The sequence below is a fragment of the Alteromonas sp. MMG017 genome (assembly GCF_018100795.1).
Taxonomy (GTDB): Bacteria; Pseudomonadota; Gammaproteobacteria; order Enterobacterales; family Alteromonadaceae; genus Alteromonas.
Map to the genome: position 1 here is coordinate 58,672 of NZ_JAGJDY010000015.1, position 13,997 is coordinate 72,668.

Annotated in this window: 13 protein-coding genes; 6 read left to right on the forward strand and 7 right to left on the reverse strand. The window is 43.4% G+C overall.

Annotated elements, in window-relative coordinates:
• Positions 1-2 precede the first annotated feature (2 nt).
• Positions 3-1,250, reverse strand: a complete 1,248-nt coding sequence (locus J8L84_RS18775; protein ID WP_211072022.1) for an HlyD family efflux transporter periplasmic adaptor subunit — start codon at positions 1,248-1,250, stop codon at positions 3-5.
• Between the two features lie 281 nt (positions 1,251-1,531).
• Positions 1,532-3,019: a Na+/H+ antiporter NhaC gene (gene nhaC, locus J8L84_RS18780; protein WP_211072023.1), complete on the reverse strand. Its 1,488-nt coding sequence runs from the start codon at positions 3,017-3,019 to the stop codon at positions 1,532-1,534.
• Positions 3,020-3,319: 300 nt separating this feature from the next.
• Between nhaC and J8L84_RS18785 the strand changes: the two genes are divergently transcribed.
• From J8L84_RS18785 to J8L84_RS18800, 4 genes are all read left to right on the forward strand, one after another.
• Positions 3,320-4,180: a PA4780 family RIO1-like protein kinase gene (locus J8L84_RS18785; protein ID WP_211072024.1), complete on the forward strand. Its 861-nt coding sequence runs from the start codon at positions 3,320-3,322 to the stop codon at positions 4,178-4,180.
• 294 nt (positions 4,181-4,474) lie between these two features.
• A complete protein-coding gene (locus tag J8L84_RS18790; RefSeq protein ID WP_211072025.1) occupies positions 4,475-5,707 on the forward strand; it encodes a nidogen-like domain-containing protein in 1,233 nt (410 codons plus the stop codon).
• 75 nt (positions 5,708-5,782) lie between these two features.
• The gene (locus tag J8L84_RS18795; RefSeq protein WP_211072026.1) at positions 5,783-6,322 is read left to right on the forward strand and encodes an invasion associated locus B family protein; all 540 of its coding nucleotides are present in this window, start codon (positions 5,783-5,785) and stop codon (positions 6,320-6,322) included.
• Positions 6,323-6,437: 115 nt separating this feature from the next.
• Positions 6,438-7,040, forward strand: a complete 603-nt coding sequence (locus tag J8L84_RS18800) for an outer membrane beta-barrel protein (protein ID WP_211072027.1) — start codon at positions 6,438-6,440, stop codon at positions 7,038-7,040.
• A gap of 78 nt (positions 7,041-7,118) precedes the next feature.
• Here J8L84_RS18800 and J8L84_RS18805 read toward each other — a convergent pair whose 3' ends face one another.
• From J8L84_RS18805 to J8L84_RS18820, 4 genes are all read right to left on the reverse strand, one after another.
• On the reverse strand, positions 7,119-8,291 hold the full coding sequence (locus J8L84_RS18805) for a PQQ-dependent sugar dehydrogenase (protein ID WP_211072028.1): 1,173 nt from the start codon (positions 8,289-8,291) through the stop codon (positions 7,119-7,121).
• 159 nt (positions 8,292-8,450) lie between these two features.
• Positions 8,451-9,539: a helix-turn-helix domain-containing protein gene (locus tag J8L84_RS18810; RefSeq protein WP_247670881.1), complete on the reverse strand. Its 1,089-nt coding sequence runs from the start codon at positions 9,537-9,539 to the stop codon at positions 8,451-8,453.
• Complete coding sequence (locus J8L84_RS18815) at positions 9,536-10,429, reverse strand: EamA family transporter (protein WP_211072029.1); 894 nt, start codon at positions 10,427-10,429, stop codon at positions 9,536-9,538. The genes J8L84_RS18810 and J8L84_RS18815 overlap by 4 nt, the downstream gene beginning before the upstream one ends.
• Positions 10,430-10,458: 29 nt before the next feature.
• Positions 10,459-10,767: a DUF1272 domain-containing protein gene (locus J8L84_RS18820; protein WP_211072030.1), complete on the reverse strand. Its 309-nt coding sequence runs from the start codon at positions 10,765-10,767 to the stop codon at positions 10,459-10,461.
• Positions 10,768-11,074: 307 nt separating this feature from the next.
• On the opposite strand from J8L84_RS18820, the gene J8L84_RS18825 reads away from it, so the two are divergent.
• Positions 11,075-12,313 (forward strand): DEAD/DEAH box helicase, encoded by a 1,239-nt coding sequence (locus tag J8L84_RS18825; RefSeq protein ID WP_211072031.1) that lies wholly within the window; start codon positions 11,075-11,077, stop codon positions 12,311-12,313.
• 66 nt (positions 12,314-12,379) lie between these two features.
• Here the strand turns inward: J8L84_RS18825 and J8L84_RS18830 are convergent, their stop codons facing one another.
• Positions 12,380-12,712 carry a hypothetical protein gene (locus tag J8L84_RS18830; RefSeq protein WP_211072032.1) on the reverse strand — a complete coding sequence of 111 codons (333 nt, stop codon included), beginning with the start codon at positions 12,710-12,712 and terminating at the stop codon, positions 12,380-12,382.
• Between the two features lie 327 nt (positions 12,713-13,039).
• On the opposite strand from J8L84_RS18830, the gene J8L84_RS18835 reads away from it, so the two are divergent.
• The gene (locus tag J8L84_RS18835) at positions 13,040-13,936 is read left to right on the forward strand and encodes a PEP-CTERM sorting domain-containing protein (RefSeq protein WP_211072033.1); all 897 of its coding nucleotides are present in this window, start codon (positions 13,040-13,042) and stop codon (positions 13,934-13,936) included.
• Positions 13,937-13,997: the final 61 nt, after the last annotated feature.

Consider the following 13,997-nt stretch of genomic DNA (forward strand, 5'->3'; position numbering starts at 1 on the left):
TCTTATCCCTCTTCTCTGATTGTCATTAAGTCGTGTACAGACCATTCGTCCTGCATTTGCGATATGAAGTGTTCATCTACGTCTACGCCAGACTGAATGATGAGCTTACCTTTGGTTAATCCTCCTAGCTGAATGCGTCTTTTCACAGCATGGATTTTATCTGTCCCCAGGACGAACCTATCAAGCTGAGACATAGGCCGTAATCCAGCGTTCTGGGTGACATACAAGGCATTAATCTGCGTTTTTATAAATATTTGCCCAGTCACTGGCGCCAAGGGCCGAGCATCAGAGGGTAGCTCACTGGTTAACTTTACTTCAGCGATAACCACGCCGTTACTAACAACAGATTCGATAAGATTGACCTCTCCACTTATTTGCCCTTTTCGGGTGGTAAGTTCAACAGGTGCCCCTAAGGTAATTTGGTCGACCTGATGTTGTGGCACTCGTAAGCGAGCAAGGAGTTTATCTACCGAGCCCACTCTTCCAAGCACAGTACCTTGAGGAAGTGTTTCACCTATTCCTACCTCTAAGCTTTGCAGCGTACCGTATATGCCAGCCTTAACCTGCATATCGTCTAATTGATTTGAAAGTAACGCCACTTGCTGATTTAGTTGCTCTAACTCAATTTGACGTTGCTTGAGCTGGAAGGCTTGTACTTTTAAGAAGTGTTGATATTTTTGGCGTTCGAATTCGAGTTTCTTCGCTTCTTGTTTAACGGTAAGTTCAGCCCGCTGTATTTCAAGCTTTGCTGATACGCCTCGCTCAGAAAGCTGCTTGTTTACACTGAGTTCAAGCTGGCCACGCTCTAATGCTGCTTCAATATCTGCCATTCGACTCTGGTAATCTAAACGTTCATTCTGCTGCTCTAACTCAAAGGATTCCAACTGTACTTTTTGACCATTGTAATCGCCCACGGCTGACTGGTAAGCTCTATTAAGTTCAGGGTTGGCAAGTGACAGTATTACCGTGCTAGGTTCAACGGAAGCGCCGGGGCGAAGATAAATCTCTGCAACTTTACCCGATGCTTGCGATGTTAATAATCGCTCTTGTTCTGAAAAAAGCTCGCCAAAAGCATGACTGAATAAATCAATATTGCCTTGCTCAACTTTCAACACGTCCACTTCGCCACTTGATACTACAAGTGCATCTTCTGCGTTCAACAAGAAAGTAGCGATCAGCGCTACCACCACTAATGTGCCCATCGCGTACCAATGTTTATGGTTTTTCTTCCGAGTTAATTCTATTTTCATGGTGCTCTGCCTTTTCACTTTGCAACTGATAATGAAAAAGCCATGCCAAGTTAAAAAACAACAATAAATCAATAACTTAAAATTAAACCAGTTATATACTTAGCGGTTGTATGTTCGATATCGAACAGTATTGTTCGAATATTTTGGGGTAGGTAATGAAGGTGAAACAGAGTGATTTTACAGAGCAAGGGTTAGGGGAATATTAAAAGGAAAGGAACAGCGTATTTTTCGCGTTGCTATAACGAAATGTACCCTGCTCCCGCTTATTTTAACACAGTGGCTTAATCGGTCTTGGGCGATCCATCTTCGTTGAATTCAGCAATTGCTTCGCCGGAAGTCTCCCAACGTTCACGTTCTTCATCGGTCGCTTTTGGTGAAAAAAGCCCCGTGTACGCATAAAAAATGCCGATTAATGGCGCGGTCCAGCATGCAAAGGCCAAGGGTATATACAGTAGGTTTTCTAGGTTATCGCCAGTTACACCTAAACCCAGTGCAGTAATAACAAATGCCCCACCCGCGTTCCATGGAATTAACGGCGACATCAAGGTGCCACCTTCTTCAATGCCTCTGGCAAGGTTCAAGGTAGAATAGCCCATTCCTCGGTATACCGGTGAGTACATACGCCCCGGTAACGCCACAGATAAGTAGGGGTCACCAGCTACTAAGTTAGTCGCAAATGCGGTTCCAACGGCGGCAGTTTGTGTGCCTGCAAATGTGGTTGCTTTGCTTTTTATCGCATTGATAATACTTCGCAAACACCCTGTAGTTTCAAGCGCACCACCAAAGCCAAGAGCAATTAATACAAGCGAGATGGTCCACATCATCGACTGTATGCCACCGCGATTTAATAAACCGTCTATCTCTGCAATACCGGTTTCAATTGAATACCCATTATTTGCAAAATCGAATACCGACTGCAAATTTTGCCCTTGCGTAATCATTGCCATGGCACTCCCCACTACTACACCTGCAAATAGCGAGGGCAATGGCGGGCATTTCTTAAGCGCTAAAGCCATTACAACAACCGCCGGCAACAGTGCCCAAGGAGAGATGTAAAAATTATCTTCTAGCGCATTAGTTATGCCTGCAATTTTTGCAAAGGAAACGCTTTGTGTATCAATAACAAAAAAGCCAACGGCTATGTAGATAACTAACGCTATTAACATGGCGGGAATAGTGGTCGCCATCATATTTTTGATATGAGAAAACACGTCGGTTCCCGTTACTGCTGGGGCAAGGTTGGTAGTGTCAGATAACGGCGATACTTTGTCACCAAAAAAGGCGCCAGATACTACCGCCCCAGCTGTCCAATACATGGGAATATCGAAGCCTTCACCAATACCCATTAATGCCAGCCCTACTGTGCCGACACTTCCCCAACTGGTGCCTAGAGAAACCGACACTACCGCACATATAATCATGCCAGCAGCCAAGAAAATTTCAGGGGAAAGCGCTTTTAGACCGTAATAAATAATGGTGGGAACCGTTCCACTGGCTATCCAAACCCCAATAATCATACCAACGGTTATCAAGACCGATACCGATGGGAGTGCAACATGAACAACGTGGAAGATACCTTCTCGTATGTCTACCCAAGTAAGGCCTAAATACATGCCAACCAAACTGGTTAGCGCGAGACCGAGGGTAAGAGGAATATGAGGTTCAAATACCCCAAAGTAAAAAATTTGCGTGCCCAAGATAATTAGGGTTAGCACCACAGGGGTTAAGGCAAGTAACAAACTTGGCGTGACAGGTTGCTTATTGTTCATGTCGTTGTCCGTTATTTAGAAATCCATTCCTAAAATTGATACGCGCATTGGCTTTTAACAGATCTGCTGAACAAAAAGAGGAAAGCGTCGTTTTTAGTGAAAGTCCTATGCTTACTTCACTTAGGTAATAAAGTGGTATTTAATTTATGTCGTTCATTTAAAGAGGGATTGGTAAAAAAGTGCTGTTACTTCACTGCTCTTAGTTTTCAACACTGGTATACTAGTTAAGCAAATTGAATAAACACATAGAGCACCTTTGTAAACAATGATGAAAACACAACACCATTTAGCAGGCAGTGAGTGAAAATACCTAAACGCCTACAACCTCTCGTCGATGATGGTTTAATCGACGAAGTACTAAGCCGCTTAATGAGCGGTAAAGAAGCCGATGTTTTTGTTGTTCGCTGTGGTGAACATGTTCGCTGTGCAAAGGTTTATAAAGATGCCGTTAAACGCAGCTTCAAAAAAGCGGCGCAGTATCAAGAAGGTCGTAAAGTGCGCGGTGGACGCCAGGCACGCGCCATGGGCAAACGTTCTAGCTACGGTCGCCAAATAGAAGAAGAGATTTGGCAAACAGCAGAGGTGGATGCCCTATCACGGTTAAACGAAGCGGGCGTGCGTGTACCAGATACATACTGCTGTATAGACGGCGTGCTGCTGATGGAGTTGGTGTCTGATGAACACGGTGATGTAGCCCCACAATTAGGGCACGTTAGCTTTAGTAAAGAAGACGCTATAGAACAGCATAAAATCATGATGCATAATATTATGCTTATGCTTTGCGCGGGTATTATTCACGGCGATTTATCTGAATTTAATGTGCTTGTTGACAACAATGGGCCGGTAATCATCGATTTGCCTCAAGCGGTTAATGCTTCGGCGAACAATAATGCCGAGGCCATGTTTGCCCGCGACGTTAACAATATTCGACGCTATTACGGCGAGTTTGCTCCTGAGCTATTGAATACTAACTACGCAAAAGAAATGTGGGCGCTGTTTGAAGAAGCCAACTTAACGCCTAACTCGGTGCTTACCGGTGAGTTTGAAGATGACAGTGAAGACGCTGACGTAGACGCAATACTAGAAGAAATACAAGCCGCTGCTGACGAAGAGCAAGAACGATTAGCCCGCATTAATTTTTCTGATGATGATAATTTATAGATAGATAAAACAATGGGGCAGAATCATTTTTTAAAAGAAATGTACTCGGCCTCTTTGGTGTACGCTCTATAAATATCATCGCCCTCCGCTACGCCCAACCCCGATTGATTAAATTTAGCACAATCAATAACTTATACTGTCAGCTTTACTTACACACTCTTATCATTCATATCGAAAGACAAAAATTACCCTTTATAAATCAGATTGTTACCTTATGGCATGGATTTCGCTAACTTTCCGCGCGCCACACTATGAATAAAAACAAAAAAATTATCTATAAGGATATAATTTATAATGAAATTTAAGCACACACTCCTTGTTGCCTCTCTGTCTTTCGCCGCACTATCTTTGCAGTCTCACGCTGACGTTATTATCTCGGGTATGGGCGGCGCAGCCGACTACGGTTCTGACCAAACTTTTACCGAGTATTCCCCCACGATCGTCCTCCCTTTCGATGTAAATATTGATGGAGTAAACTTTGACACGTTTAACGCATTTACAAACGGGGGCATCGACTTATATAGCAGTGAGCTTTTAGACTTAGAGCCTGCTATAGCGTCCCTAACGCCTTTTTTTGCACCGGGAAACTACGACTGCTCGAGCTGCGGTGACACTTATATTGGCTCACCGTCAGAGGGTGTTGTCGCTGTTACGTGGCTAAACATGAGCGTAGATGCATTTTATAACGGCGACGATGAAAACAATCGTCAAAACACTTTTCAAGCATTGATCATCGACCGCTCTGACGAGACAGGCCTCGCTGGTGATGTTGATATCGAATTTCGCTACGACGAACTTTCATACCGCGATGAAGGGATCTCATTTGATGGGATTACTTGGGGTCAATCGAGAGCAGGGATATCTCTAACTGACGAACAATTTATTGCGTTACCTGGTAGTGATTCAGAAGCGATTTTAGAACTCGTTAACGCCTCAAATGTAGGCGAGGATGGTATATGGGCATACTCTGTTCGTAACGGTGAAGTAACGCTAGCCACAGCGTCAACGGGTAGCGAAGGTACAGGAACTGAGCTTGACCCTTTCATGCCTTCAGATGAGGTAGATGGCAGTTGGGAATTCGAGTTTAGTATTTCAGACGATGAAGTGGTATTCATCGACCCTGACGTAGCGATTGGATACGACTATGTGGTTGAGTCTGGTCCAGAAATAGCCTCAGTTATTTTGCCAACGGGCTTCGATGCTGATTACGAATTGTGGTTAATGGGTACTTCTGGATGGGAATTCACTGACAACCTAACAGCTGAAGAAGAGTACTTCTTTGGTACTGATGGCGTGACTGAGTTTCGTGTTTTGGGTATCGACACTACGAACATGATTGACCCAGACGATGCATTGGCATTTGTTACTGGTTTATCATTCGTTGATTCTGGCGATGTAGTTATGTCTCAAACACCTATCACTGAATTTGTTGCCAGCCCAACATCAGTCAGTGAGCCTAGAATGTTTTTCGTACTACTAACGGCTTTTGGCTTATTTGCCATCCGCGCTCGTAAAAGAACTAAATAAACCGCTAGCGATTTATTTTATTAGCGTTTTTTTGGGGCTTCACAGCCCCTTCTTTGTTTACCCTGGAAATTGTCAATGAGTTACATATTATCGCAAATCAAAGTTGCGACATTTGCCGCCTTTTTTCTCGTCTTCACCCTGAACGCTGGGGCACAAACACACCCTGCCTCTCCATCAACTGCCGCTCCAATGCCTTCGAAGAGCAGTGTTTCAGAAAGGTGGAGCTATCAGTGCAAAGATAACCATTGCTTCATCAACCAAGTATTGATTGCTCGCAACAATGAAAAAGCTGGCGTTGTAGGTGCTATAAACATTGCACTTTCCGCACAAAAACAACCTATTCTTACGCTAAGATTTAGCAGCACTGCAAAGAAAGAGTTCGGTTTAGGAATAAAAATAGATGACGGAAAGCCGGTTCGAGTCAGTATTCAGCAATGTGACACTAAAGTGTGTGAAAGTAATATTGTTGTAGACGATACCATGCTAGCAGAGCTTAATAATGGCAAGCGCTTTATGGTTGCTTTTATGAATGCAGAAAAAGAACAAAATACACTCCCCTTTTCTTTAAACGGCTTCACGCAAGCCTACGAAAAATTGCTAAACCACGGTAATTAAAGCAATTAAGAAATGAGTTGAAATGGTAGACGCAAAATTTAGTCGGTGCTAAATTTAGTCGGTGCTAAATTTAGGCCGCATTCGCAAAGCAATGTGATTTAATAAGGACATTTAAATGGAATTAAGAAATAAATTAGCCGCATCTATGGTCACACTTATTGCGGCTTCTTCACCAGCTTTTGCTGAAGGTCCGAAATGGGATCTCGCTGAACTTGGTTATGTGCAAACTGAAATCGACGACGATGATTTTTCGCCATCAGGTTTCAACGCCTCATTTTCTAAAGCGCTTGGTGAGGGTTTCTACCTTACTGGACGCTATCGCGATGTGAGCGAAGACGTAAATGTTTTTGGCCTAGACGTTGAAGTAGATCTATCCCAGCTGACACTGGGTGGTGGATATCGCTTTAATGTAACAGAAAGTACTGATGTATATGCCCAAGTGACTTACGAGAACTTGGAAGTAGGCGCTTCAGCTCAAGGTAATTCGGAATCTGAAGATGACAACGGTTTTGGTGCCACTATCGGCGTACGCTCTATGGTGACAAGTGCACTGGAACTGGGTGCTAACATCAGTTACTTAGATATTGCCGAAGAGTCAGAAACTGCTTTGGGTGTATCTGCATACTATTACTTTACAGACAACATCGCGGTAGGTGCCACTTACGAAGCATGGGATGGTGTAGATTTTATCGGCCTGAATGCCCGTTACGCTTTTTAACGGATTGTTAGGTAATCAAAGCCCGATTTACTCGGGCTTTTTTGTGCTCTTTCAATTTAACCTATTATGTTTTAGCTGCTAATGACTTGGCTGAAGTTTTATTAAGCGGCCGCCTTCTTTGTCTTCAAGTACATATATGTTGCCCTTATTATCCTGTTCAACTTCACGAACCCGTTTACCCCATTCGTAACGTTCCGCTTCTTCCACACTCCACTTCTCACCGTCTTGACTGAACGTAACCCGCACTAATGCTTCAGATGATAAACCGCCTATGAAGCCATTACCTTTCCAGTCTTTATGTAAATCGCCTTTATAAATGATAAAACCCGCTGGGCTTATAGCTGGTACCCACGCATTTTCTGGTGCTTTATAAATAGGGTAATCTTCGTGGTTCGGTATTTTTACACCTGAATAATGGTCGCCTTGCGAAACAATGGGATAACCATAGTTGCGCGCTTTTTCAATAACATTGAGCTCATCACCATGACGGGGTCCCATTTCATGGGACCACAAGTTTCCCTGCTCATCAAAATCAATGCCGAGGGGGTTGCGGTGACCTAGTGTCCATATTTGTTCTGTCACGCTACCGTTGCCATAAAAAGGATTATCTTTTGGCACGGTTCCATCTGCGTTTAAGCGTAAAATTTTTCCCAAATTCATTGCCATATTTTGGGCGGGCGTAAATTTTTGTCTGTCTCCGGAAGTAATGAATAAGTGGCCGTCAGGCGAAAATACCATTCTGTGCGAATAATGCCCATTTCCGGTTACTTTGGGAGATTGGTGCCAAATAAGTTCTCTGTCAGATAAACTTGCACCGCTATCAGAAATATTTAGCGTTGCGCGTTCAATCACTGCCCCACTGTAGGCATCGTCTTTAGGATCCCGCTCTATATACGAAATATAGATGGTGTTATTCGTTTTGAAATCAGGGTGAACAATTACATCGCCTAAACCGCCCTGTCCTCGCGCTTGAACGTTGGGAGTACCGGTTACTGCAAAGCGTTTCTGCTGGTTCTTATCAAGCAGCCACAGCGTGCCAGCCTTTTCAGTTACTAAACTATGTCCATCAGGCAAAAACGCCATTGCCCAAGGATTATTAAATGAAGCGATAGCATCTCCGACAAGCGTAGTGCCATTGCTACCTTTCATTTCTACCTTAGTGGGCAAGTCTGACTGAGCCAATGCAACGAAGGAGGTTGCTAGCAAGGTAATAAGGAGGGTTATTTTTTGTCGCGTGATACGTTTTCGCATAGTCGTTTTTAACCTTGTAAAAGGTTCGCGTAATACTCGTCACATCGTAATGTGCCACGCAAATAATGATTAATAACGATGTTTACGCGTGTTTATTGGGTACGGCTCACTTGCGCTAACATCGGCTAATTTTGCTTTATTTCGCAGACCGCCAATACTCTACCGATACGATGATGGAGGGCTGCTGTGGTATCTAGCCCAAAGGCGCCTAAACTGCCTTGAGTCTTCAAACCCACAGCGCTGGGCGATTTCTTCTACTTGTAGCGGCGAGTGCTGCAAGAGTTGCTGGGCCAAACTTAATCGCAATTTGTAAATATACTCTTTACTAGTAATGCCTGTGCTGTCTTTAAATATGCGCGCAAAATGGCGTTTACTGCAATGCCCTAAATCAGCCAGTTCATCTAGGCTCCAACTTCTAGCGGGATCTTGCTGAATCTTATCTTGAATAGTATGAATTCTTTGCTGTAAATGGTTTCTGTGCTCCAAATACGGTGACAAGCTAGGATCTTGCATTCCTCGGCGAATAAACAATACCATTTGCCTGGCTATCTTTGCAGATACTTGGGGGCCAACTTGCTGTTGTACCAAGTGAAGCGCCAAATCAATTCCAGCCGATACGCCAGCACTGGTATAAACATTACCATCTTGCACAAACAAGCGATTTTCGAGTACTTGCTTAGCGGTAAGTAAAGCAGATAACTCATTGCAATGCATAAAGTGCGTGGTACATTTTTTATTATTGAGCAGCCCCGCTTTTGCCAACACTAAGGCCCCCGCACACACACTTATCACTTTTGCGAATTGATGCTCTGCTAACCACCCACATACCTTTTGCAACGCCAGCGTATCAAGCTTAAGTTCATTACCCACCATGCCGGTTACTAATAGCCAAGCGTTTGGCTCGACGGTTCTTGGTAGAGGGTCTACCGTTAAGCTCATACCAAGTGAGTTTTTAAGTGTGGTTTCTGGCCCAACAAAATGCAGTTTAAAATGGGTTTTTCCGTAGCGATTAGCATAAGCGAACACTTCTGCGGGCCCTACCACATCTAACATCAAAAGTTCAGGCAGCAATACTATGTAGATGGGAATAGTGTCATTTTCAGTATCGGCATTTGTACTTATGCCAGCGCCGAGAATGCCAGTACCGAGAGAGCCAATATCGAGAGAGCCAGTACCGAGACTGTCAGTATCTAGAGTGTCAGCATCCAAAGTGTCAGCTTCATAAGTGTTAACAGACTCAGCCATCATACACTCACTGCTACTTTACGGCGAAAACGACCACCAAAGGTATTAAGTAGAAGGCCTAACAATACCAAAATAATACCCAACCACTGCATAGGCGTAATGCTTTCATTAAGCATTATCGCAGCAGAGCTTAGCCCCACAACAGGAACCCCTAACGACAACGGGGCAATTTGGCCAGCGGGGTAGCGCGTTAGCAGGTAGCTCCAAAGCCCATATCCGGTAATAGTGGCCCCAACCGCCAAATACAATAACGCGCCAAACGACACCCAACTAAACCCACTTAAACTGGCGATGATTTGCTCGGGGCCTTCAATAAAATAACTGCCGATAAAAAATGGAATAGGCGGTACCCATGCACTCCACACAACTAAATTAACGTTCGAATTAAAGCCCCGATTGCTAATGCTTCTAGCGCTAATATTCCCCAAAGCCCAACTTGCCGCGCCTGCCATGGTTAAACCGAACCCTAAGGCTGTAATGCTATGATCATCTTTACTCAGTGCAATAAAAGTTAAACCAAACGCGGCAATAAAAAAGGCCCACACCTGATAATTTTTTATTGATTCTTTTAAGAACAACATCGCAAAAATCATGGTAAACAATGCCTGTGCTTGCAGTGCAAGCGACGCTAGCCCAGCGGGCATGCCATAGGCCATAGCCGAAAATAGAAATGCAAATTGCAGGAAGCTAATGGGCACGGCATAGGCCACCCACCATATAAACGGCGTGTTGGGTCGTTTGAAAAATAAGGCTCCCACCGAAGCTACTAGCAAGAAGCGTAAACCGCCCATTAATAAAGGAGGCATACCTTCTAACCCCCAAGCAATTGCAACGAAATTCACGCCCCATATCACCACAATAAATATTGCGATCAATAAATCTTTACCTAACATACCCTACCCTTTTCGCTGCCATTAATTGATTAGCGCTGATGCGCCGGAATATGTTTCATTTTGTCTACAAATGTAGTGATTTCTTGGTCGCTAAGTTGCCCTACTACCCTCTGGGTACTTGCACTGTGATACTGTAAACCCAGCCCTGGCCGATAGGCTTTTTCAGGGCGTATAGGCCTTTTTTGCAAGTCACCGCCGCAGTTGGGGCAAACCCCTTGCAATATTCCCGTTAAACAATCTTCGCAAAACGTACATTCGTAAGTGCAAATGTAAGCTTTTGATGAGTTTGCAGGTAATGAAGCATTACAGCATTCGCAATTAGGTTTAAGTATCAACATACAGGTATGCCCAGATGATTGTCGATAAAGATATTATGCCTGTTTGCACATGGATGGTAGGACAAAAACTTAATCTTAGCGGGTCAAAAAGGACATAACTAAGAAATGATGAGTTAGAAACAGGGCTACAGAAACAGAAGTCAAAAAATAGTCTTCAAGTAGAAGTGGCGCAGAAATGAAACCAAAGTAATTTTAAGTAGAGTAAGAACTTGTTGGTAGATTACGTACTTTTGGGTAGCCAGTGTACTCTGCCCCCTATATTCAAGTATCATGGCGCCAATTTTAATGCGTTGTAGGGTTCCCTCTTATGTCATTTAGCGATTTAGGCTTATGTACTGAACTTTTAAACACCGTTGCTGACAAGGGCTATACCTCGGCCTCGCCAATTCAGCAGGAAGCCATTCCAGCAATATTAAGCAAGCAAGACCTTATCGCAATTGCACAAACAGGAACGGGGAAAACAGCGAGTTTTTCATTACCCATTTTGCAGCTATTGGTAGACAAGCCGCGCCTAGAAACCAAGGGTATAAGGGCGCTTATTATTGCCCCTACTCGAGAGCTAGCCGCACAGGTTGCTCAAAACGTTGAACAATATAGCCAAAATCTAAATCTTCGCTCAACCGCCGTGTTTGGTGGCGTGCGAATTGAGCCTCAAAAATATGAATTAGCGCAAGGTGTCGATATTCTCATCGCAACACCAGGGCGCTTGCTAGATTTATATGAGCAAGGTGATATTAACTTCGACCATCTTGAAATATTGGTGCTAGATGAAGCCGACCGCATGCTGGACTTAGGCTTTATTGACCATATTCATCACATACAAAAGCTTCTGCCAGAGAAGCGTCAAACGCTACTTTTTTCAGCCACGTTTTCAAAAGAAATTAAAACATTAGCAGCCACCATGCTGAACAACCCTAAGACTATTGAGCTAGCTACAGCCAAAGATCATATCGAAAAAATCACGCAAATTTTGCATCCGGTAGATAAGGAGCGAAAAAACGAGCTTCTCATTCACCTTATTGAAAATAATGACTGGTCTCAAATATTGGTATTTACGCGCACCAAACGCGGTGCAGATAGCTTAAGGAATGAGCTTGAAGCGAAAGGCATTGCGGCAGAGTCTATTCATGCAAATAGAACACAGCAAGCTCGCACATTAGCGTTAAATGGTTTTAGAGATGGCAGCATTAAGGTTCTGATTGGAACAGACCTTGCCGCTAGAGGTATCGATATTCAGCAATTACCCTGTGTGATTAATGTAGACCTGCCCTATGTAGCCGAAGACTATATTCATAGAATTGGCCGTACAGGCAGAGCGTCGTCAGAGGGATTGGCTATTTCGCTATTCAGCGACGACGAAGCAAAGCAGCTAAGAACCATCGAACGCCTTCTGGGCAGACAATTTAAAAAGACCTTTATTTCCGGTTTTGCGCCAAAACCGAAGCCACCTGCAGTTAAGGTAGAAGAAGACTTATACGGGAATTTTGAAGCTGACGATAAACCGAAGGGTAAAGGCAGATCGAAGGGGCGTAGAAAGCGCCGCTAGTTTAAAGAATCAAGCAAAGGAAAAATGGGGTTAAATAACCCGAATAATGTTCTCTGACCCCATTTTTCAGCGCTCAAAAAACACATCAACCAAATCAGCAAGGGTTTCTTCCAACTCTTCTTCGAAAACATCAATGTCGATATCGAAGCTGTTCATATACTTGTCAGCATTCTCTCGCGATACCGTAATATTTTTCATCTGAAACTCTAGTTCAGGAAGTGATTTGTCGTAACGAGGTTTAACAGCCCATCGCAAGCAATGACCGCGGTTGTCTTTCAGCTTTTGTTTGGCGAAAACACAAAACTCCTCAACGTAATCTGTTCCTTGAGGCCCAAGACAGCCAGGTTCAATACGGCACATCACCAACAACTTTTTGTAAAGAGGGAGTCGAGTTTCCATTATATCTTTGAATAGTTTAAAGATTTGATTATCAGCAAATTTCACTCATTTTGCCAGTAAGAAGTGAGGTTGATATACATTAAGAATGTTTATTTTTGTTTAAGCCATTTATTCTCTAGGCTTAGCAATTATTTTATAAAGATTGTAAAAACGCTTCTCTCACAACTTGGCTCTATTAATACTAAGGTATAGATTGCTTTACACCAAACTGTCAACTTTCTTTACATTAGGCTCATAATTTCACATATAACCCATCAAAATCAGTAACTTAAAATATGGCCCGGTTTGTGCTTTGTGTAAAATAAAGTATCAGAGAGCTTAGTGTAGATGTTGTCGTTCAAGCAGTTGTTATGTGTTGTTTTATGTGTGTCGTCAGCAAATGTGCTGGCTACGGTCAGAGTCGTCGATTTCGATTTAGATGCGAATCTAAATAAAATTCAAAATGGACAGGTTATCGATGATGAATACGCTGATTGGGGCATTTTAATTTCTAGCTGTAATACAAACGGCGCCGCCGCTGCGGGTACAGATAGAGTTACCGGCGTGTGTAATGACGATCCTAATGCTGCAAACCCAGATTACAGCAATAGACAAGCCGCTTTTAATACGCAAGCTAACAACACCCAAGACCCTGACCTAGAATTTGATAAAGTTAACGGTAAATGGAAAGGCGCTATCTCAGGCGATGAGTACGACCAGCTTACAGATTACAAAAGCTACTATGCTGATATTAAAGCTCAAGCGGGCACCGGGGGCGGTTTATGGTCTCGCCCAGGTAATGCGTTAATTTTAAATGAGCAACCGTGCAATGCAACAAGCTGTACAAACCCTGACGACGAAGGAACACGTCCTGGTGGCTTCTTTGTATTTGATTTTACCGATGGCCCAGTAGATATTCTTAATTTAGACTTTTTCGACGTTGAAGGCGTTGAGCGGACAGATACAACATCGCCTCAAAACCTTATCTACTTTTTCTACGCAGACGGCACATCAAATAGCACCCAAGTGCTAGCGCCGGGTAACAATGAATACGCAAGAAAAGATTTCGTTTCTACAGAATTGGCATCGCTGTACACTAATGTCACTAAACTGGTTGTTAACCTTCCAGGCTCAGGTGCCATCAATAACCTTATTGTAAAAGCCACAGAGGTTCCTGAACCTGCTGGCATAGCGTTATTTTTAAGTGCCGGTGTTATTTTACTAAGACGTAGAAAGTCGAAGTAGCTTGCTATGAATTAAACACAACGGCGCTGTAAAGCGTCGTTTTTGTTTATCCACTTTACAT